The organism is Massilia phyllostachyos (assembly GCF_021044825.1).
Lineage (GTDB): Bacteria > Pseudomonadota > Gammaproteobacteria > Burkholderiales > Burkholderiaceae_D > Telluria > Telluria phyllostachyos.
The window spans coordinates 269,224-292,670 of sequence record NZ_JAJNOC010000001.1; the positions used below are offsets into that span (position 1 = coordinate 269,224).

At 65.6% G+C, this 23,447-nt stretch carries 17 protein-coding genes and 1 pseudogene; 10 read left to right on the forward strand and 8 right to left on the reverse strand.

Annotated elements, in window-relative coordinates:
• Nucleotides 1-74 precede the first annotated feature (74 nt).
• Entirely contained in the window at nt 75-920 is an 846-nt protein-coding gene (locus LQ564_RS01125) for a sulfotransferase family protein (RefSeq protein WP_231056255.1), read from the forward strand.
• Nucleotides 917-7,018, forward strand: a complete 6,102-nt coding sequence (locus LQ564_RS01130; protein WP_231056256.1) for an Ig-like domain-containing protein — start codon at nt 917-919, stop codon at nt 7,016-7,018. Before LQ564_RS01125 ends, LQ564_RS01130 begins: the two co-directional genes overlap by 4 nt.
• Here the strand turns inward: LQ564_RS01130 and LQ564_RS01135 are convergent.
• The 4 genes and pseudogenes from LQ564_RS01135 to LQ564_RS01150 all read right to left on the reverse strand — a co-directional run bounded on the left by LQ564_RS01135 (nt 7,015) and on the right by LQ564_RS01150 (nt 11,633).
• Entirely contained in the window at nt 7,015-9,072 is a 2,058-nt protein-coding gene (locus tag LQ564_RS01135; RefSeq protein ID WP_231056257.1) for a sodium:solute symporter family protein, read from the reverse strand. The genes LQ564_RS01130 and LQ564_RS01135 overlap by 4 nt on opposite strands.
• Before the next feature lie 92 nt (nt 9,073-9,164).
• A pseudogene (locus LQ564_RS01140) lies at nt 9,165-9,365 on the reverse strand (DUF4212 domain-containing protein); the annotation flags it as partial.
• On the reverse strand, nt 9,355-10,935 hold the full coding sequence (locus LQ564_RS01145) for a sensor histidine kinase (protein ID WP_231056259.1): 1,581 nt from the start codon (nt 10,933-10,935) through the stop codon (nt 9,355-9,357). The gene LQ564_RS01145 and the pseudogene LQ564_RS01140, both read right to left, overlap by 11 nt.
• On the reverse strand, nt 10,932-11,633 hold the full coding sequence (locus LQ564_RS01150) for a response regulator transcription factor (protein WP_231056260.1): 702 nt from the start codon (nt 11,631-11,633) through the stop codon (nt 10,932-10,934). The genes LQ564_RS01145 and LQ564_RS01150 overlap by 4 nt, the downstream gene beginning before the upstream one ends.
• A gap of 227 nt (nt 11,634-11,860) precedes the next feature.
• Between LQ564_RS01150 and recA the strand changes: the two genes are divergently transcribed.
• The 6 genes from recA to LQ564_RS01185 all read left to right on the forward strand — a co-directional run bounded on the left by recA (nt 11,861) and on the right by LQ564_RS01185 (nt 17,782).
• On the forward strand, nt 11,861-12,943 hold the full coding sequence (gene recA / locus LQ564_RS01155) for a recombinase RecA (protein WP_231056261.1): 1,083 nt from the start codon (nt 11,861-11,863) through the stop codon (nt 12,941-12,943).
• 28 nt (nt 12,944-12,971) lie between these two features.
• Entirely contained in the window at nt 12,972-13,430 is a 459-nt protein-coding gene (gene recX / locus LQ564_RS01160) for a recombination regulator RecX (protein WP_231056262.1), read from the forward strand.
• 809 nt (nt 13,431-14,239) lie between these two features.
• On the forward strand, nt 14,240-14,815 hold the full coding sequence (locus LQ564_RS01165) for a DUF2889 domain-containing protein (RefSeq protein WP_231056263.1): 576 nt from the start codon (nt 14,240-14,242) through the stop codon (nt 14,813-14,815).
• A 71-nt stretch (nt 14,816-14,886) separates the two neighbouring features.
• Nucleotides 14,887-16,056, forward strand: coding sequence for an ADP-forming succinate--CoA ligase subunit beta (gene sucC / locus LQ564_RS01170; RefSeq protein WP_231056264.1), 1,170 nt, complete (start codon nt 14,887-14,889; stop codon nt 16,054-16,056).
• An 18-nt stretch (nt 16,057-16,074) separates the two neighbouring features.
• Nucleotides 16,075-16,956 carry a succinate--CoA ligase subunit alpha gene (gene sucD, locus LQ564_RS01175; RefSeq protein ID WP_227801952.1) on the forward strand — a complete coding sequence of 294 codons (882 nt, stop codon included), beginning with the start codon at nt 16,075-16,077 and terminating at the stop codon, nt 16,954-16,956.
• Between the two features lie 337 nt (nt 16,957-17,293).
• On the forward strand, nt 17,294-17,782 hold the full coding sequence (locus tag LQ564_RS01185) for a pilin (RefSeq protein ID WP_272492071.1): 489 nt from the start codon (nt 17,294-17,296) through the stop codon (nt 17,780-17,782).
• Nucleotides 17,783-17,872: 90 nt separating this feature from the next.
• Here the strand turns inward: LQ564_RS01185 and LQ564_RS01190 are convergent, their stop codons facing one another.
• Nucleotides 17,873-19,927, reverse strand: a complete 2,055-nt coding sequence (locus LQ564_RS01190; protein ID WP_231056265.1) for a S9 family peptidase — start codon at nt 19,925-19,927, stop codon at nt 17,873-17,875.
• A gap of 121 nt (nt 19,928-20,048) precedes the next feature.
• Nucleotides 20,049-20,504 carry a fasciclin domain-containing protein gene (locus LQ564_RS01195; protein WP_231056266.1) on the reverse strand — a complete coding sequence of 152 codons (456 nt, stop codon included), beginning with the start codon at nt 20,502-20,504 and terminating at the stop codon, nt 20,049-20,051.
• Nucleotides 20,505-20,632: 128 nt separating this feature from the next.
• Between LQ564_RS01195 and LQ564_RS01200 the strand changes: the two genes are divergently transcribed.
• Nucleotides 20,633-21,595, forward strand: coding sequence for a MerR family transcriptional regulator (locus LQ564_RS01200; protein ID WP_231056267.1), 963 nt, complete (start codon nt 20,633-20,635; stop codon nt 21,593-21,595).
• Here the strand turns inward: LQ564_RS01200 and LQ564_RS01205 are convergent.
• Nucleotides 21,582-22,292, reverse strand: coding sequence for a flagellar brake protein (locus LQ564_RS01205; protein WP_231056268.1), 711 nt, complete (start codon nt 22,290-22,292; stop codon nt 21,582-21,584). The two genes, LQ564_RS01200 and LQ564_RS01205, sit on opposite strands and share 14 nt — an antisense overlap.
• A gap of 234 nt (nt 22,293-22,526) precedes the next feature.
• On the opposite strand from LQ564_RS01205, the gene LQ564_RS01210 reads away from it, so the two are divergent.
• Nucleotides 22,527-22,862 carry a hypothetical protein gene (locus LQ564_RS01210; RefSeq protein WP_231056269.1) on the forward strand — a complete coding sequence of 112 codons (336 nt, stop codon included), beginning with the start codon at nt 22,527-22,529 and terminating at the stop codon, nt 22,860-22,862.
• A 9-nt stretch (nt 22,863-22,871) separates the two neighbouring features.
• On the opposite strand, the gene moaC is transcribed toward LQ564_RS01210, so the two are convergent.
• Entirely contained in the window at nt 22,872-23,384 is a 513-nt protein-coding gene (gene moaC, locus LQ564_RS01215; RefSeq protein ID WP_231056270.1) for a cyclic pyranopterin monophosphate synthase MoaC, read from the reverse strand.
• Nucleotides 23,385-23,447 lie beyond the last annotated feature (63 nt).

Consider the following 23,447-nt stretch of genomic DNA (forward strand, 5'->3'; position numbering starts at 1 on the left):
CGTCATCTATTGATTGTGAGCAATTTCCTTTTGAGACATTATCAAGAACGATCGTTTGTCCATGATTTCCGGGTATGACCTCTCCGCATCGCACATTCCACTTCATCTCCGGTCTACCGCGCTCCGGCTCGACCCTGCTGTCCGGCATCCTGCTGCAGAATCCGCGCTTCCATGCCGGCATGACGAGCCCGGTTGGGTCGCTCTGCACCGCGGTGCTCGGGCAAGTCAGTGCCGGCAGCGAATTCGCACCGGTAGTCGGCGCCGACAAGCGCCGCGCCCTGGTGCGCGGCCTGTTCGACACGTATTACGCGGATATCGACAGGGAGGTGGTGTTCGACACCAACCGCGGGTGGTGCGCCCGCATGCCGATGCTGCACGACCTGTTTCCCGGCGCGAAGGTGATCGCCTGCGTGCGCAACGTGGCCTGGGTCATGGACAGCTTCGAGCGCCTGCACCGTGCCAATCCCTATGAGGGCACGCGCCTGTTCGGCGCCAATGCGCGCACCGTCTACAGCCGGCTGGAAGGGTTGGCCCAGCACGACAGCACCGTCGGCTTCGCCTGGTCGGCGCTGCGCGAGGCCTTCTATGGCGAGCACGCGTCTTCGCTGCTGGTGGTCGACTATGAACTGCTGGCGCGTGCGCCGGCCAAGGTGATGGGCCTGGTCTACGACTTCCTTGGCGAACCCCGTTTCGAGCATGACTTCGACAACGTCGCCTACCAGGCCGACGAGTTCGACGACCGCCTGGGCGCCCCGGACCTGCACCGCGTCAAGGCGCAAGTGAAGTTCACTCCGCGTCCCACGATCATTCCGCCCGACCTGTTCGAGCGCTTCGACAAGATGTCCTTCTGGAACGACAAGGCCGGCAGCGCCGCCAACGTCATCACCAGCCAGCCAGCACAACCAGGAAAAACAGCATGATGTCCAGCACCACCGATACCGCGGCCGACCAGCTCGTGATCGCCGCCGCACGCAAGGAAATCGTCTTCATCGAGGACAACGTTCCCGACATCACGACCCTGATCGGCGCCATGGGCGCGGGCAAGGAAGTCATCATCCTCGATGCGACCCGGGATGGCCTGCGGCAGATCGCCGACGCCCTCGCGGGCCGCGCCGGCATCGACGCTTTGCACATCGTGTCGCACGGCGCCGCCGGCAGCGTCGGCCTCGGCACCCTGCTGCTCGATTCCGCGGCGCTCGGCACGCATGCGGAGGCGCTGCGCACGATCGGCGCCAGCCTGGCCGCCGGCGGCGACATCCTGCTGTACGGCTGCGACATCGGCGCCGGCAGCACGGGGCAGGCCTTCGTCGACGGGTTGGCGATCGCGACCGGCGCCGACGTCGCCGCCTCGTCGGATCTCACCGGCAGCGCCGCGCTGGGCGGCGACTGGGACCTGGAAATCAGCAGCGGCGGCATCGAGACCACGGCGGCTGGAGATGCGTCCCTGTCGCAGCTGTATCGCGATACGCTCGGCATCACGGGCGTCACTGTCGATTTCGAGAGGACCGACCGCTTCCAGAACATTGGCGGTTACGGCGGCGGCGCCAATGACGTGATCTACCGGGTCAACGATAGCAGTGCCTATCAGTTGAAGATCGACGGCACTCAGCGCAACGTCGCATTGGTGAATGGCGCCGGCTTCATTTCGTCGGATACCGGCGGTGCAGGCGAGACCATGGTGACGTTCTCCTTCGCTGGCGGACAGGTTTTTTCCCCGACGTCCATCGGTGTGACAAGCTACCAATACGCGAACCAGCAACTGGTATTCAAAGGCTACGATAGCGCGAACAATCTGGTCGGCACCAAAACCGGTACGGCGGACTTCGGGATGGGTCATTACAACACGATCTCCCTGGCAGGCCTGGAAAATATCGCGACCTTGAAGCTCGTTGCCAACCCGGCGTCGAACATGGGCAAGCTGTTTTACCTGGCCTTCGACAACTTTGCGCTGACCAATATACAGCCAGCTGGTCCGGGAGTGAGTTCCGTCTCTTCGTCCAATGCGAACGGGGCGTACAGGGCCGGCGACACAATCAGCGTGACAGTGAACTTCGACCGCGCGGTCGATGTCGCGGGCGGTGTGCCGACCCTGCAGCTCGAGACCGGCAGCACTGACCGGTTCGCCGTTTACAGGAGCGGCAGCGGCACCAGCACCCTGACCTTCGAATATACGGTCCAGGCCGGCGACACCAGCTTCGACCTCGACTATACGAGCACCACTGCACTGGCATTGAACGGCGCGACCATCAAGTCGCACGCCGACGGCGTCGACGCCCTGCTGACCCTGCCCACGCCCGGCGGCATCGGCTCGCTCGGCGCCAACAAGGCGATCGCGATCGACACCACCGCTCCCGCCGCGCCGTCGCTGCCGACGCTGAGCCCGGGCAGCGACGGCGGAACGGTCGGCGACAACCTGACCAACCGCGACAAGCCGACCATCACTGGCACGGCCGAAACCGGCGCCACCATCAGGCTGTATGACGGCGCGACCGAGATCGGCAGCGTCACCGCCACCGGCGGCGCCTGGTCGATCACGCCTACCGCTTCGCTGGCGCAAGGCGCGCACGGCCTCACCGCCAGGGCGACGGACGCCGCCGGCAATGTCAGCGCCGCCTCCCAGACCCTGAACCTCACGATCGACACCACGCCGCCGACTTTGAGCATCGCCAGCTCCACGCCGGCGCTGCGCAGCGGCCAGTCCGCCACCATCACCTTCTCGTTCAGCGAAGACCCGGGCGCCAGCTTTAGCAGCGGCAGCGTCACGGTCAGTGGCGGTTCCCTGGGTACGGTCAGCGGCAGCGGCGCGACCCGGACCGCGATCTTCACCCCGACGTCGAACTTCCAGGGCAGCGCCAGCATCACCGTCGCCGCCGGCGCCTATCAGGATATCGCCGGCAACAACGGCGGCGCCGCGAACACGCCCTCGATCGTCATCGACACCCTCGCTCCGGCGGCGCCAGCGGTGCCCGACCTGGCCGCCGCCAGCGACAGCGGCGACCCGGACATCGCCAACGCGAATACCGACAACGTCACCAACGTCGCCATGCCGACCTTCGGCGGCGCCGCCGGCAGCGCGGAGGCCGGCGCTATGATCCGGGTGTACGACGGCGCGGCCCTGATCGCCACCACGACCGCCCTCGGCAATGGCAGCTGGTCAGTGGACAGCAGCGTCGCCCTGGCGGAGGGCCAGCACACCATTACCGCGATCGCCACCGACGCCGCCGGCAACGCCAGCGCCGCCTCCGGCGCACTGACGCTGACGATCGACCTGACGCCGCCCGGCGTGCCGGCCGTGCCCGACCTGGCCGCCACCAGCGACAGCGGCGCGTCCGCGGTCGATAACCTGACCAATGCCGCCACCCCGACCTTCGGCGGCGCGGCGGGCAGCGTCGAGGGCGGCGCCATCGTCAAGCTCTACGATACCGACGGCAGCGTGATCGCCAGCACGGTCGCCAACGGCGACGGCAGCTGGTCGGTCGCCAGCACCGCGCTGGCGGACGGCGCACACGCGATCAGCGCCAGGGCCATCGACGTGGCCGGCAATGTCGGTGCGGCCTCGAGCGCCCTGATGGTGACGATCGACCGCACGCCGCCCGCCGCCCAGGCGCTGAACGCCGTTTTCTCCGCCGATACCGGCAGCTCCAGCACCGACCTGGTTACCAGAGCTGCCGCGCAGACCATCGCGGGTACGCTGAGCGCGGCGCTGGCGGCAGGCGAGCGCGTCGAAGTCTCTCTCGACAACGGCTATTCCTGGACGACGGCCGTCGCCGACGGGACTGCCTGGTCGCTTGACGGGGTCACGCTGGCCGGCAGCAATACCTTGCAGGTCCGCGTCAGCGATGCCGCCGGCAACGCCGGCACGTCGTACACCAAGGCCTACGTGCTCGATACGAGCGCGCCGGCGGCGCCCTCCACGCCCGACCTGGACGCCGCATCCGACACCGGCAGCGCCGACCACGACGACATCACCGGCGACACCACGCCCATCTTCAGCGGCAGCGCCGAAGCCGGCGCCACCGTCTACCTGTACGACGGCGCCACCCTGATCGGGAGCGGCGTCGCCACCGGGGGCGCCTGGCGTATCGAGAGCACGACGCTGGCGGCGGGAAGCCACGACATCACCGCCCGTGCGTTCGACCTGGCCGGCAACACCAGCGCCGCCTCGCAGGCGCTGACGATCCAGGTCATCACCGATGCGCCCACCACGAAGGCGACCGCACTGCAGTTCTCGGCCGACAGCGGCGCGCTCGCGAACGACCTGGTCACCCGGGTGGCGGCCCAGACCCTGTTCGGCACGCTGGATGCGGCGCTGGCCTCGGGCGAGCGGGTCGAGGTCTCCATCGGCGGCGGCGCCTGGCTGGCCGCCACGGCCAGCGTCGGCAGCAGGACATGGGGCCTGCCCGCGACGCTGGCTGCCGGCACCCATCCGGTCGCGGTGCGCGTGACCAATGCCGTCGGCAACAGCGGCGAAGCATTCACGCGGGACTATACGCTCGACACCGTCGCCCCCACGGTGACGATCACCAGCGACGTCCCGAGCCTGAAGGCCGGGCAGAGCGCAGCCATCACCTTCACCTTCAGCGAAGACCCGGGCGCCACCTTCAGCTGGGACGGCAGCGCGGGCGACATCGTGGTCAGTGGCGGCGCCCTGTCCGCGCTGTCCGGCTCGGGCCTGGTGCGCACCGCCGTCTTCACACCGGCCGCCGATACCAACGCAGGCACTGCCAGCATCTCGGTGGCTGGCGCCAGCTATGTCGACCTGGCCGGCAATGGCGGCGCGAGCGGCTCGCTCGCGTTTTCCTACGACACGCTGGCGCCCGCGGCGCCGTCGGCCCCGGTCCTGGCGACGGGCAGCGATACCGGCGTGCTCGCCACCGACCGGATCACCGCCAACAACCGTCCGACCTTCACCGGCAGCGCCGAATCCGGCACGACCGTCACCCTGGTCGACGGCGCCGGCAATGCGATCGGCAGCGGCGTCGCCGTCGATGGCGCCTGGGCCATCGTCCCGACGGCGGCGCTGGCCAACGGCGCGCATGCGGTCAGCGCCAGGGCGACGGACAGCGCCGGCAACGTCGGCACGGCCAGCGCGGCGCTCGTCGTCCATATCGATACGGTCGCGCCGGCGCTGAGCATCACCAGCAACGTCGCGCAGCTGAAGATCGGCGACAGCGCGACCGTCACCTTCACCTTCAGCGAGGATCCGGGCGCGACGTTCACGCGCGCCGACATCACTGTCGATGGCGGCACGCTCGGCGTATTGAGCGGCTCCGGCCTGACCCGCAGCGCCGTGTTCACCCCGGCCGCCGGCATCGACGGCGGCGTGGCCACGATCACGGTCACGGCTGGCAGCTATACCGACGCGGCAGGCAATGCCGGCGGCGCCGGCACGACCCCGCTGCTGCGTTTCGACACGCTGGCGCCGGCGGCGCCGTCCATCCCCGACCTGGATGCCGCCTCCGACACCGGCGCGTCCGACAGCGACAATCTCACCACCGACACCACGCCGACCTTCAGCGGCACGGCGCCGTCCGGCGTCACCGTCAGGCTGTACGACGGCGCCACCGAGATCGGCTCCGCGCTCGCCACCGGCGGCACGTGGAGCATCACCAGCAGCGTGCTGGGAATGGGCGCGCACAGCATCACCGCGGTCGCCGTGGACGCCGCCGGCAACCGTTCGGCGGCGAGCCAGGCCATCGCCTTGACGATCGAAGCGCCGCCCGCCCCACCCAGCCCGCCGAGCCCGCCGCTGGTGGACGGCATGCCGGTCCAGACCGGTCCGGTGACCCTGCCGGGCGGTGTAAACGGCACCTCGGTCAGCGTGCCGATCGTCACTGGCGGACGCGCCGAGACCGACGGCGCCGCCGGCCTGGCCGATATTCCGCTGGCCACCGGCAACGGGGCGACCCAGCTGCTGGCCCAGCTGCCGGCCGGCTACGGCCTGTCAGGAATCGGCGCCAGCGTGGGGCCGGCCGCCGGGCTAGAATTCCTGATCGCCTCGATCAAGTCCGCCACGCCGGGCCACGCGGCCGGCGACCAGGGCCACCTGGTGGCGAACGGCGCCAGCTACCTGGCGGGCCTGCAGTATGGGTCCCTGCTGGTGCAGACGGTGAAGCCGGTGAGCACGGCCGACGCCACTGGCGCGCTGGTGCTGCGCGGCTTCGATCCTTCCGGCAGCCAGCAGACGGCGCTGGTGATCGATACCGCCGGCCTGGCGAACGGCGCGCGCCTGGAACTCGTCGACATCGACTTCGCGGCCGTGGTCGGCAAGGGCGCGGTCCTGGCCCGCGGCGACGGCGCCGTCCTCACCGGGGATGGCGCCAGCCTGCACTTCACGGTCGCGGCAGGCGGCTCCAGCCAGGTCTTCTCCGGTGGTGGCGCGGACCTGCTGACCTTCGGCCTGCCTGCCGCGCCGTCTTCCGCGAATGGACGCACCAGCGCCCGCCTCATGTCCGGCGAGGGCAGCACCATGCTGCACGGCGGACAGGATGCCGACACCGCAGCGTTCGCGGGCGTGCGCGCCGACTTCGACGTCGTGTCGCACAACGGTTATGTGGTAGTCAGCAGCAAGGCGACGCCGCAGTCGAAGGCGCTGGTGGTCAACGTCGAGCAGCTGCAGTTCAGCGACGGCATCGTCGCGGTCGAGAACGGGAAGCAGCTGGCCACGCTGGCCGGCATGTACCAGAGCGTGCTGGGACGCCAGGCCGACCTGGGCGGCTTTGAATTCTGGGCCGACCGCCACGACGACGGCGTCAGCTGGGGTGCGATCGCGCTGACGATGATCGGTTCGAACGAGCGCCTGTCGGGCAATGCCGGTTTCGACGGCGATGCCGCCCACGACATCGCCCTGCTGTACCAGGCATTGTTCAAGCGCGCGGCGGATGCCGACGGCATGGCCTTCTGGCTGCGCGCGATGAATGGCGGCATGGGCCTGGAGCAGGTGGCGGGCCATTTCGTCGAGTCGGCCGAAATGGTGGGTCACCAGCGCGCCGCCACGGACTGGGACTTCTTCGTTTAGCCTTCCTGTTCCGGCGCGCGAATGTAGTCGGCCATCCCTTCGCTGGTCCTGCTCGGCGGCGCGCTGAGCAGGCTGCCGGCGACGGTGGCCAGCAGCCCCGCCGGCACCCCGAACACGCCCGCCGCCAGCGGCTGGATGCCCAGCCAGGACGCATCCAGGCTGCCGCCCAGCGTCGGACTGGCGCGCAGCATGTACCACAGGCAGACCATCAGCCCCGTCACCATGCCGGCGATCGCCCCGGTATGGTTGGCGCGCTTCCAGAACACGCCCAGCACCAGCACCGGGAACAGGGTCGACCCGGCCAGCGAGAAGGCCGCCCCGACGAGCGACAGGATGTCGGCCGGCCGCTGCGACGCCGCATAGGCCGCGATGAAGGCCACCGCCAGCAGCAGGAGTTTCGAGATCGTCACCCGCTTCTGTGTCGAGGCGCCCGGGTCGACCATCTTGTAGTAGACGTCGTGCGACAGCGCGTTCGAGATCGCCAGCAGCAGGCCATCCGCGGTGGACAGCGCCGCCGCCAGGCCGCCGGCCGCGACCAGGCCCGAGATCACGTAGGGCAGGCCGCCGATCTCCGGCGTGGCCAGCACCAGCACGTCGGCGTCGATCGCCAGTTCGGCCAGCTGGACGATGCCATCGCCGTTGATGTCGGCCACCTTGATCAGTGGCGAGACCTTGTCGACGTTGGCCCAGTAGGAGATCCAGGTCGGCAGCGCGCTGTAGTCGCTGCCCACCAGCGAGGTGTAGATGTCGTACTTGGCCAGCACGGCCAGCGCCGGAATCGTCAGGTAGATCAGCAGGATGAAGAACAGGGTCCAGAACACCGACACCCGGGTCTCGTTGACCGAGGGCGTGGTGTAGGCGCGCATCAGGATGTGGGGCAGGGCGGCGGTGCCGAACATCAGGCAGAACACCACGGCCATGAAGTTGTTGCGGCGCTTGTCGGATTCCGCTTCGGTGGCGCCGGGGAAGGGCGTGGCGTGCGGCTCGGGCGGGCGTGCCCGCGCGAGATTCGCGTCTCTAGCGTCGCGCCACCGGGCGCGCGCCTCGTCGACCGAACCCGGATAGGTGTTCAGGTCGCGCTCGGCCTGGCGCACCTCGCCCAGCGAGGCATTGCGGGCGCGGACCTCGGCCAGCGCGCGCTGCGCGTCCAGTTTGCCGGCCTCCCAGGACGCCGGCAGCGCCGCGATGCGGGCCGCGTATTCGTCGGCGCGGCGCCGGAATTCGGCGCGCACCTGTTCCTCGCGCGGGTCCCTGGCCAGCTGCGCTTCGCGCGCCGCCAGTTTGGGGAGCAGCGAACCGTAGGCCACCTGCGGCACCGGATTGTCGGCGTGCTTGGCCGACAGCCAGATGGTCGGAATCAGGAAAGCGACCAGCAGGATGATGTACTGCGCCACCTGGGTCCAGGTGATGCCGCGCATCCCGCCCAGGAAGGAGCACACCAGGATGCTGGCCAGGCCGAGGAAGATCCCGACCGAGAAGTCGACCCCGGTGAAGCGCGAGCAGATCAGCCCGACAGCGTAGATCTGCGCCACCACATAGGTGAAGGAGACCACGATGGTGGCGCCGACCGCCAGCGCGCGCACCGGCCCGCCGCGCCCGCCCGCGCCGCCGCCGTAGCGCGCCGCCAGGAAGTCGGGGATGGTGTACTGCGCGAATTTGCGCAAGTAGGGCGCGATGAGCAGGGCCACCAGCACGTAGCCGCCGGTCCAGCCCATGATGTAGGCCAGGCTGTCGAAGCCGTACAGGTAGAGCCCTCCGGCCAGGCTGATGAAGCTGGCCGCCGAGATCCAGTCGGCGGCGGTGGCCATGCCGTTGAACAGGGCCGGCACGCGGCGCCCGGCCACGTAGTATTCGGTGACGTTGGAGGTGCGCGCGATGACGCCGATGGTGGCGTACAGGGCGATGGTGGCGAACATGAAGATGTAGCCGATCCAGAGGCGCGGCATGCCCTCCTGCTCGAGCAGGGCCAGGGCCACCAGGAACAGGGCGAAGCAGGCGGTGTACCAGAGGTAGTAGCGCGACAGCTTGCGGAAGTAGGGCGGCTTGGCGTTCACGCGTTGTCCTTCGTCTGGTCCAGCGTGGCCAGGTGGCGCCGGTCCAGCACCCGCATGCGCCAGGCGTAGAAGGCGATCACGGCCAGCGACACCAGCGAAGCTCCCTGCGCCGCCATGTAGAACGAGAGCGGCCAGCCGAAGATGGAGAAGTGCGACAGCTCGCGCGCGAAGAAGATGGTGCCGAAGCAGGTGACCAGCCACAGCACCAGCAGCACCGCGGTCATGCGCCGGGTGCGCTCCCAGTGGGCGCTTCTGACTGCCAGCAGGCGCGCGTGATCGGATTCAGTCGGCATCGAGGGGTTCCTGGACGGGTGGCGGGAAGGTCAGGCGGAACAGGCTGCCCGGGTACTTCTTGGAATGGCTGCGCGGGTTGTTGAAGATGTCGATCTCGGCGCCGTGCTGCTGGGCGATCTCGCGCACGATGGCCAGCCCCAGGCCGCTGCCGGCTACATTGCTGCCGAGGATGCGGTAGAAGCGCTCGAACACGTGGGCGCGTTCGGCGGGCGCGATGCCGGGGCCGGTGTCCTCGACTTCGAGCAGCGCGTGTTCGCCGTCGCGCCGCACCCGCACCGTGACGCTGCCGCCCGATGGCGTGTAGCGCAGCGCGTTGTCGATCAGGTTCGACAGCAGCTCGCGCAGCATCAGGGCGTTGCCGGCGATGTGCAATTCGCCGTCGCCGGGCGCATCGGGCGGCTCGAAACCGAGGTCGATCCGGTTCGCGAACGAGGCCTGCACCCAGTCCTGCACGGTGGCGCGCGCCAGTTGGGCCAGGCAGATCTCTTCGAACGCCAGGCCGGCGTGCGGCTGGTTCTCGGCGCGGGCAAGGGCCAGCAGCTGGTTGACCAGGCGCGTGGCCGATTCCGAACTCTTGGCCAGCTGCTCGAGCGAACGGTGGATCTCGCCCGGGTCGACCTGGCGCAGCGCCAGCTCGGACTGCATGCGCATGCCGGCCAGCGGCGTCTTCATCTGGTGCGCGGCGTCGGCGATGAAGCGCTTCTGCATTTCCACCGTCTGCGCCAGGCGCTCGAGCATGTCGTTGAAGGAACCGACCAGCGGCGAGATCTCTTCCGGCACCTGGCGCGGGTCGATCGGCGACAGATCGTCCTGGGGCCGCGCGCGGATCCGCTCCTGCAGCTCGGCCAGCGGCGACAGGCCGCGCGAGAGCGCGAACCAGACCAGGGCCAGGATCACCGGCAGGATGATGAACTGGGGCAGGATCACACCCTTGATGATCTCGTTGGCGAGGTTGGCGCGCTTGTCCAGCGTTTCGGCCACCTGCACCAGCGCCAGCTCAGGCGCCGGGTCGGACGCCGTGCCCGGCTCGCGCAGCGGGTCCAGGTTCACGTAGGAATAGGCGACCCGCACCGGCGTGCCGTGGATGCTGTCGTTGCGGAACACCACCGCGCCGCCGCGCGCCAGCTCGTCGCCGCTGCCGGGGCGCGGGCGCGGCAGGTCGCGGTCGCCGTCCAGGTGCAGGCCGGCCGGGCCGCTGATCTGGAAGTAGACGCTGTCGACGTCGTCGGCGCGCAGCACGTCGCGCGCGCTGCCGGGCAGCTGCACCACCGGGCGGCCGGACTCGGTGCGGATCTGCTGCGACAGCACGGTGACGCGGTCTTCCAGCGCATCGTCGAAGGGCTGGTTGGCGATCGACTTCGCCACCAGGTAGGTGATCGCGATGCTCATCGGCCACAGCAGCAGCAGCGGCGCCAGCATCCAGTCGAGGATCTCGCCGAACAGCGAGTGGCGGATGTTCTCGTCCGGCTCGGGGTTGGGCGGGACGTAGAGCGGGGCGGGCGGCGCCGCCGGCACGGCTCCCGGCGGTTCGGGCGGGCCCGCGTCGAGCCCGGCGTCGCGGTCGTTCACTTGGTGTCGAGCGTGGCGCCGCGCGGGACGTCGGAGTATTTTTCGAGGCAGTAGCCGAGGCCGCGCACGGTGGCGATGCGCACGCCGCCGACCTCGATCTTCTTGCGCAGGCGGTGCACGTACACTTCGATGGCGTTGTTCGAGACCTCCTCGCCCCATTCGCACAGGTGGTCGACCAGCTGCTCCTTCGACACCAGGCGGCCGGTGCGCGCCAGCAGCACTTCGAGCAGGCCCAGCTCGCGCGCCGACAGGTCGAGCATCTGGTCGTTGATGTAGGCGCTGCGGCCGACCTGGTCGTACACCAGCGGTCCGTGTTTCACGACGGTGGGGCCGCCGCCGGCGCCGCGGCGGGTGAGGGCGCGCACCCGCGCTTCCAGCTCGGACAGGGCGAAGGGCTTGGCCATGTAGTCGTCGGCGCCGAGGTCGAGGCCCTCGACGCGCTGCTCGACCGAATCGGCGGCGGTGAGGATCAGCACCGGCAGCAGGGACGAGCGGGCGCGCAGGCGGCGCAGCACTTCCAGGCCGGACAGCTTGGGCAGGCCGAGGTCGAGGATCAGAAGGTCGAACTCCTGGGTGGACAAGGCGGTGTCGGCATCCTGGCCGTTCTTGACGCAATCGATGGCGTAGCCGGACTGGCGCAGGGACCGCGTTAAGCCATCGGCAAGTACGCTATCATCTTCGGCGAGCAAAATTCGCATGGGGACCTCGGTAATACATTTAGAGCACAATGGCCCCTATTGTGTTTGATTTATCGCAACAATGCGAGCCTACCACACCGGCATTTTCTGCTTGCGTAAAATACTGGATTTATATACAGTAGTGGCTTGATTTCGCTAGTCAGAACCACTGGATTTTTATACAGTAGTGCTCTTGATTTCGCCTGGTAGCGCCCCTACCTTGCCTACTCCACAGCTGAAAGTACACCATGGACGACAAAAAAACCGCATTAAACGCCGCTGAAAAGGGCAAGGCGCTCGCAGCCGCCCTGGCGCAGATTGAAAAGCAGTTCGGCAAGGGTTCGGTCATGCGCATGGACACCAGCGCACCGGTCGAGGAAGTGCAGACTGTTTCCACCGGCTCGCTGGGCCTGGACATCGCGCTGGGCGTCGGTGGCCTGCCGCGCGGTCGTATCGTCGAGATCTACGGTCCGGAATCGTCGGGTAAGACCACCCTGACCCTGCAGACCATCGCCCAGATGCAGAAGCTGGGCGGCACCTGCGCCTTCATCGACGCCGAGCACGCGCTCGACGTCACCTATGCGCAAAAGCTGGGCATTAACCTGGGCGACCTGCTGATCTCTCAGCCGGACACCGGCGAGCAAGCGCTGGAAATCACCGACGCCCTGGTGCGTTCGGGTTCGGTCGACCTGGTGGTCATCGACTCGGTGGCGGCGCTGACCCCGCGCGCCGAGATCGAAGGCGACATGGGCGACTCGCTGCCGGGCCTGCAGGCACGCCTGATGTCCCAGGCGCTGCGCAAGCTCACCGGTTCGATCAACCGCACCAACACCCTGGTCATCTTCATCAACCAGATCCGCATGAAGATCGGCGTGATGTTCGGCAGCCCGGAAACCACCACCGGCGGTAACGCGCTGAAGTTCTACGCCTCCGTGCGCATGGACATCCGCCGTACCGGCTCGATCAAGTCGGGCGACGAAGTCATCGGTAACGAAACCAAGGTCAAGGTCGTCAAGAACAAGATTGCGCCGCCGTTCAAGGAAGCCCACTTCGACATCCTGTACGGAGAAGGCACCTCGCGCGAAGGCGAGATCCTGGACCTGGGCGCCGACAACAAGATCGTCGAGAAGTCGGGTTCCTGGTACTCGTACAATGGCGAGCGTATCGGCCAGGGCAAGGACAATGCCCGTCAGTTCCTGAAAGACCGTCCGGCACTGGCACGCGAAATCGAGAACAAGGTCCGCGCCGCCCTGGGCGTGCGCGAACTGCCGCCGGTGCTGGCTGCTGTCGAAGACGGCGGCAAGGCAGCACTGAAGGCGGTCGGCGAGTAATTGCCGCGTTGCGGAGCAGTAGAAGCACATGCCAGCACCCCAGCTCAGCCTGAAAGGACGCGCGCTTCGTTTCCTCTCGATGCGCGAACACAGCCGGCTCGAGCTGGGCCGCAAGCTCGCGAAGTATGCCGAGGAGGGCGACGACGTGGAAGCCCTCCTGGATTTCCTGGAAAAGAACAACTGGCTGTCGCAGGAACGTTTTGCCGAATCCCTGGTCCACAGGAAGGCGGGCCGTTTCGGCAACAGCCGCGTGATGGCCGAGCTGCAAAGTCACGGCCTCGACGGCGAGAAGCTGGCCGAAATCAAGGCCTCGCTCGCCGACACCGAAACGACGCGCGCCAGGGAAGTCTGGCAGCGCAAGTTCGGCACCGTCGCCGTCGATGCGGCCGAGCGTGCCAAGCAGATGCGTTTTCTCCTGCAGCGTGGGTTCTCCCAACGCGCTGCCCGGATCGCAATGCAGGGCGCTCCCGACGACGACGAGCTGTAGGGCAGGGTCGTCGTTCGGACCTGCTTCCCCTGACGAGCCGGCCTGGCCCCAGGCTGACTCCGACGATATGCCAGGCGCAGCCGCAAGCCTGATATATCACCCTCATTCTTTGCGCTCCCACCCGGGCAGCACAGCTCCGGCGCCAGCGTGGAGCGTCATTCCCGATATGCCTCGGCATATTCCTCAACGGGCGATGGCGCTGCACGCTGGCGCTTGTCTTTTTACACCGTGTGCGCCAGTCGCCCGGCTCGCACCCCGCTTTTGTAGGGTGGGCGGCTTTCCCCGACACGATGACTAGCCCGTCCCTCAGCGCCGCCCACGCGTTCAACCAGCCCCAAGATCATCACCGAAGTCGGTCCCAATTCTGTTCGACCATTCCGAAAACTCGTTACCGGACAGAGCAGGTCAGCGGACGTAGATGAGTATCTCTCTATAGATATTGGTAACACCTGTACAGGGACATAGGTAACACATGCACAGGGACATAGGTAACACCTGTCTAGGGACATAGATAACAACTCCACCGCCCCAGCAACAGGCTCAGCCCCGCGTCCAGCTCATCAATTGGCCCAGCCACTTCCCAGATCCGTCCAGCCACCCGCAACATTGCCCGCTCAGCAATAAACCACCCAAATACCCATGCAACGCGGCAAAAAGCCCTCTGTTGCAGTGCAACCGACAACATGCTGTGCTAAACTTCCACGGTTTAAGCAGCGCCGCATGAGCGGTTGTTACCGTAGAAGCTACGGCAACGTGCATGAAGCACACTGGCTGCACCACTAAGCGCCGCGCAAGCGGCAATGGTTTTTATGCCCCTGTCTCCTCCCGTATCGCGCTCGCTCCGGCATACGCGCGCCATCACCGTCGACGCCTATGCGCGCGACGATGGCCTGTGGGATCTGGACGCCAGTATCCGCGACGTCAAAACCCGTGACATCCAGCTCCCCTCCGGCGATCGGTCCGGCGGCATGCCGGTGCACGACCTCAAGCTGCGCGTGACCATCGACCGCCAGCTGAACATCGTGGACGCCGAAGCCGCGTCCGATGCCGTTCCCTATCCCGGTTTCTGCGAGACCATCGGCCCCGCCTACAAGAAGCTGATCGGCCTGTCGCTGATGAACCATTTCCGGTTGCACCTGAAAGACCGCCTGTCCGGCGTGCTCGGCTGCACCCACCTGACCGAATTGGCCCAGCTGCTGCCCACGGCGGCGCTGCAAGCCTTTGCCGACGACGAGTTCGACACCCGCGGCGGCGCCGACGCGAATGTCAACCCCGCCTCGGCCGAACGGCCCTTCGAGCTCGACCGTTGCCATGCGCTGCGCAGCGACGGCCCCGCCGTGGCCATCTACTATCCCCGCTGGTCGATCAAGGCCGTGTCGGGTTAGGATTCGATGTTTGTCATTTAGTTGTTAAACCGTATTTCTCATTCAGTACATAGAAAAGAAGGGAAGCCAGCATGAAGATCCATGAGTATCAAGGCAAAGAGATCCTCCGAAAATTCGGAGTGACCGTTCCGCGCGGCATTCCGTGCATGAACGTGGAAGAGGCCGTCAAGGCCGCTGAAGAGCTGGGCGGCCCGGTCTGGGTCGTCAAGGCGCAGATCCATGCCGGTGGCCGTGGTAAAGGCGGCGGCGTCAAGGTCGCCAAGTCGCTGGAACAGGTCAAGGAATACGCCGACCAGATCATGGGCATGCAGCTGATCACGCACCAGACCAGCCCGGAAGGCCAGAAAGTGCGCCGCCTGCTGATCGAAGAAGGCGCGGACATCAAGAAAGAACTGTACGTCTCGCTGGTCACCGACCGCGTCACCCAGAAAGTCGTGCTGATGGCCTCGTCGGAAGGCGGCATGGACATCGAAGAAGTCGCGCACAGCAACCCGGAAAAGATCCACAACGTCGTGATCGAACCGTCGGTCGGCCTGCTTGATGAACAAGCCGACGACATCGCCCGCAAGATCGGCGTGCCGGAAGCGTCGATCGTCGACGCCCGCACCAATCTGCAAGGCCTGTACAAAGCCTACTGGGAAACCGATGCATCGCTGGCCGAAATCAACCCGCTGATCCTGACCGGTTCGGGCAAGGTCATCGCACTGGACGCCAAGTTCAACTTCGACTCGAACGCCCTGTTCCGTCACCCGGAAATCGTCGCCTACCGCGACCTGGACGAAGAAGATCCGGCTGAAGTCGAAGCATCGAAGTTCGACCTGGCTTACATCTCGCTCGACGGCAACATCGGCTGCCTGGTGAACGGCGCCGGCCTGGCCATGGCGACCATGGACACCATCAAGCTGTTCGGCGGCGAGCCGGCCAACTTCCTCGACGTCGGCGGTGGCGCGACTGCAGAGAAAGTGACCGAAGCATTCAAGATCATGCTGAAGAACCCTGGCCTGAAAGCCATCCTGGTCAACATCTTCGGCGGCATCATGCGCTGCGACGTGATCGCCGAAGGCGTCATCACCGCATCGAAGGCCGTGTCGCTGCAAGTGCCGCTGGTCGTCCGTATGAAGGGCACCAACGAAGACCTGGGCAAGAAGATGCTGGCCGATTCGGGCCTGCCGATCATTTCCGCAGACACCATGGAAGACGCAGCGAAGCAGGTCGTTGCCGCTGCCGCTGGCCAAGCCTAATTCGCGAAGGAATACAACATGTCCATTCTGATTAATAAAGACACCAAAGTCATCACCCAAGGTATCACCGGCAAGACCGGCCAGTTCCACACCCGCATGTGCCGCGACTACGCGAACGGCCGTGAAGCCTTCGTGGCCGGCGTGAACCCGAAGAAAGCCGGCGAAGACTTCGAAGGTATCCCGATCTACGCGACCGTCAAGGAAGCCGCATCGGAAACCGGCGCCACCGTGTCGGTCATCTACGTGCCGCCGGCAGGCGCCGCCGCCGCGATCTGGGAAGCCGTCGAAGCCGAGCTGGACCTGGCAATCTGCATCACCGAAGGCATTCCTGTCCGTGACATGATGGAAGTCAAGGATCGTATGGCCAAAGCCGGTTCGAAGACCCTGCTGCTGGGCCCGAACTGCCCAGGCCTGATCACCCCGGACGAAATCAAGATCGGCATCATGCCGGGTCACATCCACCGCAAGGGCCGTATCGGCGTCGTGTCGCGTTCGGGCACCCTGACCTATGAAGCAGTCGGCCAGCTGACCGCACTGGGCCTGGGCCAGTCGTCGGCAGTCGGTATCGGCGGCGACCCGATCAATGGTCTGAAGCACATCGACGTGATGCGCATGTTCAACGACGATCCTGACACCGACGCGGTCATCATGATCGGCGAAATCGGCGGTCCGGACGAAGCGAACGCCGCTCAGTGGATCAAGGACAATATGAAGAAGCCGGTCGTCGGCTTCATCGCCGGCGTCACCGCGCCTCCGGGCAAGCGCATGGGCCACGCCGGCGCGCTGATTTCGGGCGGCGCCGACACCGCGCAAGCCAAGCTGGAAATCATGGAAGCCTGCGGTATCAAAGTCACCAAGAACCCGTCGGAAATGGCTCGCCTGCTGAAAGCAATGCTGTAATCTGACTGATTCGACAAGGTCGACGAGAACGGGGAGCGAAAGCTCTCCGTTTTTTTTCGCCTGTCAAAAGATGGCACGACATGGAGTGCCAAAATTTCTCTGCAACATGACAAATTGCGTTACATAAACTTGCTCGCTGACAAAAATTGCTGAGCTTGGGTGACAAAATTTGTCACCGCTCAAGCCAAAACTTGCGTTGGCACGGGCTTTTCTTATCTCTGGATTAATAAAATCAGCGTTTTTGGGGCTGGCACACCGCTTGCATATAAGAAAGCGTGGCAACAAGCAGTAACCCCAACAACCCTGTAGTACCCCAACTAAACCTGGAGAGATGAACATGAACTTCAAACAGCAACTGCAAGCCAAGAAAGCCCAAGGCGGTTTCACCCTGATCGAACTGATGATCGTCGTCGCAATCATCGGTATCCTGGCAGCTGTCGCCATCCCGGCATACCAGGATTACATCGCCAAGTCGAAGGCCGCTGCTGCCTACGCCGACATCGCTGGCGGCAAGACCGGTTACGAAATGGCCTTCGTTGAAGGCAGCACCACTGATGCAGCCGAATACCTGAAGAAGGCCGGCCTGGCTACCTCGAGCGGCAACTGCTCGACCCTGGCTGCAACCGTTCCTGGTTCGGACGGCGCCGCAGCTGCCGCTCTGAGCTGCACCGTCGCCAACCCGGGCCGTCTGGGCACCGCAGGTAATGTGAAAGTCACCCTGGCACGTAGCGCTGACGGCATCTACACCTGCAAGGTTGTCGGTTTCCCGACCGGTACCGGTTCGGAGAAGTACCTGCCGGCAGGCTGCACCGCCTCGGCTACCTAATCACCCTAGGTTAAGCTGACCGTACAAGCGGTCAGCAAAAAGAAAGAGACCGCCGCGGCGGTCTCTTTTCATTTCAGCGTCGAAAAGCGCTTACTGCTGCAGGTGGCGATCCAGCCACTTCATCACGGTGTGATGCCACTGCACCGAATTCGCCGGCTTGAGCACCCAGTGGTTCTCGTCCGGGAACACCAGCAGCTGGCTCTCGATGCCCTTGCGCTGCAGCGCCGTGAAGGTGCCGAGCGCCTGCGCGGTCGGGATGCGGAAGTCGAGGTCGCCCTGGATCACCAGCATCGGCGTCTTCCACTTGTTCACATGGTGGACCGGGTTGAAGCGCTCGTGGTTTTCCGGAACGGTGAAGTAGGCGCCGCCGTTTTCCCAGTCGGTGAACCATTGCTCCTCGGTCGAGTAGGCCATGCCGCGGCTGTCGAACACGCCGTCATGGTTGACCAGGCAGCGGAAGCCGTCGTTCCAGTTCCCAGCGATCCAGTTCATCATGTAGCCGCCGTAGGACGCGCCCAGCGCGCAGCTGCGGCCGCGGTCCAGCCAGGGGAACTTCTGCACCGCCGCCTCCAGGCCCTTCTGCAGGTCTTCGAGCGGCTTGCCGCCCCAGTCGCCGCTGATCGCATCCGTGAACTTCTGGCCGTAGCCGGTCGAGCCGTGGAAGTCGATGAACACGGTGGCGTAGCCGGCGCCCGCATACACCTGCGGATTCCAGCGGTAGCTCCAGCCGTTGCCGAAGCTGCCCTGCGGCCCGCCGTGCACCAGGAAGGCGACCGGATACTTCCTGCCGGCTTCGGCGTTCCACGGTTTCATCACGTGGCCATAGACGGTGTCGCCGTTCGCCCCCTTGAAGCTGAACTGCTCGTACTCGCCCCAGCGCACGTCCGCCAGGCGCTCGCTGTTCAGCGTCGTCAGCTGGACCGGCTTGCCGTCCAGCTTCATCGAGAACAGTTGCGCGCCGGACGCCAGGTTGGCCTGGGTATAGGCGACGGTATCGCCGCGCACGTCGAAGGCGCCGATCGCGCCCTTGCCGGTCAGCGGCGTCACCTTGCCGCTGGTCACCTCGATTGAGAACAGGCGATGCTGGCCGACGTCCTCGGCATCGACGATCAGCGCCTTGCCGTCGGCGCGCCACTGCAGGCTGCCGGCCGAACGGTCCCAGTCCGCCGCCAGCTTGCGCCTGGCGCCGCTCGCCACGTCCATCAGCATGATCTGGTAGCGATCCGCCTCGAAGCCCGGGCGCGCCATCGCGAGATAGGCAAGGGTGCGGCCGTCCGGTGAGAACACGCCCTTGGTGTCCCAGGCCAGGTTGTCGGCCGTCAGGTTGCGCGGCGCGGCGCCGCCCTGCGAAGGCACGGTGTACAGGTCGAAGTTGGTCGACCAGGCCTCGGTCTTGCCGGCGATGCGCGCCGCGAACACGATGCTCTTGCCGTCCGGGCTGAAGCGGAATTCCTCGCGGTCGCCGAACGGTTTCGACGGAACGTCGCCGTCGAGCGTGCCCGACAGGGACACCGGCGCGCCGCTCGCCTTGCCGTTCGCATCGAGTGTGGTCGAGAACAGCACGTTGTTGCGGCCATCGTTCCAGGTATCCCAGTGGCGCACGAACAGGCGGTCGTACAGCTTGCCGTTGGCCTTGTCCTGTTCCTTCGCATCGAGCCGGGCCTTGGTGCAGGCAAGGTCGGCGCAGTCGCGGAACACCGACATGCCCAGCGCCAGGCGATCGCCCTGCGGCGACACGCGGAAGCTCTCGACGTCGAGCGGCAGGTCGGTCACCTGCACCGGCTCGCCGCCGGCAACGGACACGCGCCACACCTCCGACGAGCCCGAGCGGGTCGACAGGAAATACACGGCGTCGCCGCGCGCCGACCATTCGGGCTCAAGGCTGCTCGACGCGTGGCTGGTCAGGCGCCGCGGCGCCGCCTTGGCGGCCTTCAGGTCGACCATCCAGAGTTCGGTATGGCCGCGGTTCTTGGCCATGTCCGTGCTGCGCACGGTGTAGACGACGCGCGCGGCGTCGGGCGACACGGCCGGGCTGCCCACCCGTTCCATGTTCACCAGGTCTTCCACGGTGAAGCCGCGCGGCGCCGCCATCGCGGTGGTGGCGGCCAGGGTCGCGGCCGCCAATATCGGCAAACAAAATCTCATTGCATCCTCTCGATCATGCGGGACAGGGCCGAATGCCCCGTCCGTAGCCATGCAATCTACCATGCGCCGGCCCGCGCTCACGCGGGGCTGGCGATCAGAGGAAGCGCTGCTTTCGCCGTGCTTACTTCGGCATGATGACGGTGTCGATCACATGGATGACGCCGTTATCCGCCGCGATATCAGTCTTGGTGACAGTTGCCTTGTCAACCATGACCTTGCCGCCGCTGGTCTTGACCGTGAACGAGCTGCCCTCGACCGTCTTGACCATGCCCGGCTTGACGTCCGCCGCCATTACCTTGCCCGGCACCACGTGATAGGTCAGCACTTTGGTCAGGGCTGCCTTGTCCTTGAGCAGCGCATCGAGCTTGGCTTTCGGGATCTTGGCGAACGCCGCGTCGGTGGGCGCAAACACCGTATAAGGACCCGGACCTTTCAGGGTGTCGACCAGGCCGGCCGCCTGGACAGCGGTCACCAGGGTATTGAAGGACCCGGCCGACTTGGCGGTGTCAACGATGTCCGCTGCCTGAACGGCACTGACGGCAAACACGATGGGGAGTGCTGCTAGAAACTTTTTCATGGCGTGCTCCTAAGTTAGATGGATGAAAAGCCCGAGTTGCAATACACACTATAGAAAACGAACCAATCTATGTCTAATGTTTGACTCTATAATTATTAATAAATATGGTTCAAAAAAGGTTCATAGAAATGGATTCTGAAGATAAAGAGGTTCGTAACCGGGTCATGTATCGCTCCGGTACCGCAGCAAGGCTTGCCGGCCTGCCGGTCGAAACGCTGCGGGTATGGGAGCGTCGTTACCGCCTGTCGGAGGTCCAGCGTTCCGAGCATGGTCAGCGCCTGTATTCGGTAGAGCATGTGGAAAGGCTGGCCATGCTCAAGCAGTTGGTGGACCAGGGGCATGCGATCGGCCTGTTGGCCGAGCTGCGTCGGGAAGAGTTGAAGGCAATGCTGGGCGGTCGGGATCCATCCAGGGCGCAGGCGTCGATACGTGCGCTGGTAGTGGGCGGCAGCCTGCCGCGCCGGCTCGCTGCCCTGGGCGATGAAGCCAGTGGTATTCGCATGCTCGGGCATTGCGCTCATCTCGAGGAACTGCACGACCTGGCACAGGACAGCGTTGCCGACGTGCTGATCGTCGAGCAGTCGGAACTGGACGAGGGTATCGCGGCAAGGATCGCCGAGGTGCGGGCCCGGCTTGGAATCCATGCTGTGCTGGTCCTGTACCGATTCAGCGCCAACGCAACCATTCGCGCATTGCGGATCCAGGGCTGTCTGGTCGCACGCGTACCGGCCGACATCGGCGAACTTGCCTTCCTGTGCCGTTCGGCCGTGCGCGGCATGCGCCTGCCCGAGCAAGCCGCTCCGGCCACCACACCGAGGCGCTACGACGACGACGCGCTGGCTGCGCTGGCGCAGATCAATCAGGGCCCGGCATGCGAATGCCCGCGCCACCTGGCTGAGGTACTCATGACGGTAGGGAGTTTCGAACGCTATAGCGCGCAATGCGGTTCACGCAATCCGGAAGATGCCGAGCTGCATGCTCGTCTTGGGCGTGCAGCGGCGCAGGCGCGCGCTGTCCTGGAAGAGGCGATGGCGCAGCTGATCCTGGCGGAAAACCTGGCGCTGCCGCAGACCTTGCTCACACGATCTTGAGCCGGTCCGCCAGCAGCGCCTCGTAGGTCATATTCTGCAGCAACGTATAGTGCATGGGGTCGAGCTGCAGGAACTGCAGGCCGTAGCTGTACATCTCCGGCTTGTCGCCCGTCGCCTGGCTCGCGGTGCGGTTGCGGACGATGGCGCGGGTCTCGATGCGCACCGCGTGGGTGCCGGACGGCGGCAGCACCGTGAAGTCGAGCATGACTTCCTCTCCGTCGGGCGGCAGGTCCTGGGGCGCATGGATGCGCACACCCGTGACCGACACGTCGACGATGCTGCAGTCGACCGGTTGCGCCTCGGGGCCGAGCCCGCGCACGCTGGCCGCGATATCGGCCTTGACCCGCGCCGCGCCACGCAGGCTGGTGCCCTGGATCGAGGTCGGGAAGGACAGGTGGACGTAGAACAGCGGCCGCTGGAACATCCGCTCGATCGTGCAGGCGAAGGAGCACACGTTCACGCCTGAGAACACCCGGAGCGTGACGCGCTCGCCGTCGCCCAGCGTGATCGGCGCGCCGTGTTCCATCGGAATCTTGACGATCATGTACTCGTCCTTGACGTAGCCGATGAGCGTCGAAAAATGCTGGATCGGCTTGACCTGCCGATGCGTAATGAACTGCAGCCGCATGCCGACTTGCAGGTTCATTGCCTCGAACTCGAAATCCTGGGTCTTGAGTTCCTGAACTTGGCTGTTCATCAGACGGGCGCGCATGTCGCGAAAAATGCAAAGCTGACATGATATCAGGGATGCCTTTTGGAAATATTGCGGAATGTAACGCCTATGCGCTTGCAAACCTTGCTTCCCTGACAAAGGCGGGACATCCACGACAAAAGCATGAGCAGCATCTGCTTTGGTAATACACTCGATGGTGCGCCGCACAAATGACCTGCAGCGGCCAGCCATCCTTTCCTCTCTACAGGAGACCGCATCATGTCGACGAGCGCGCATCCGAACCCTGTCTTCCATCCCATGCCTCCGGCACTGTTCGACATGTGGTCGAACGTGGCCGGCGCATATGGGGAAGCAATGCAGGCGAATACCCAACAACTGCTGCTGAGCTCAGCCCGGGTGATCCAGGAGCAGATCCTGCAGGCCTTCTTTGCCTTTTCGGCGTCGTGCGCCGAAGCCTTGGCGAAGAACGCGATGTCGGTTCAGGAGCAGTCGATGAAGCGGCTTGCCGAGGCAAACGGGAAAGCGGTCGGCATGGTGGGGCAGGGCTTGGTACGGGTTTGGGTGGACAGCATGCAGACGGCAACGCGAAGCTGAAGGCAGGGCTCAGGATAGTGGATCGGCGAGTGCTGTCCAGTCGCCCGACTTGCCGCCGTGCTTTTCCAGTACACGGATATTGGTCATGACCATGCCGCGATCCACGGCCTTGCACATGTCGTAAATGGTCAGCAGCCCGACCTGCACCGCGGTCAGCGCTTCCATCTCCACCCCGGTCTTGCCGATCGTCTCCACCTGCGCGCGGCAATGCACGCAGCTCGCCGCCGCATCGATCTCGAAGTCCACCGCCACCCGGGTGATCGGCAGCGGATGGCACAGCGGCACCAGGTCGCTCGTGCGTTTCGACGCCATGATCGCCGCGATGCGCGCAATGCCGATCACGTCGCCCTTCTTTGCCGTGCCCGACTGGATCAGCGCCAGGGTTTCCGGTTTCATGCGGATGGTGCCGGCGGCGACGGCGATGCGGTGGGTGTCCTGCTTGGCGCCGACGTCGACCATGTGGGCTTGGCCGGTGGAATCGAAATGGGTCAGGCCGTCGGCCGGCGGGGTATGGGAAGTCATTGCCAGGTAATTATTAAGAGGTGATTAAGGTCGGGTAACAAAGTGCTCGGCAGCCAGCAACGC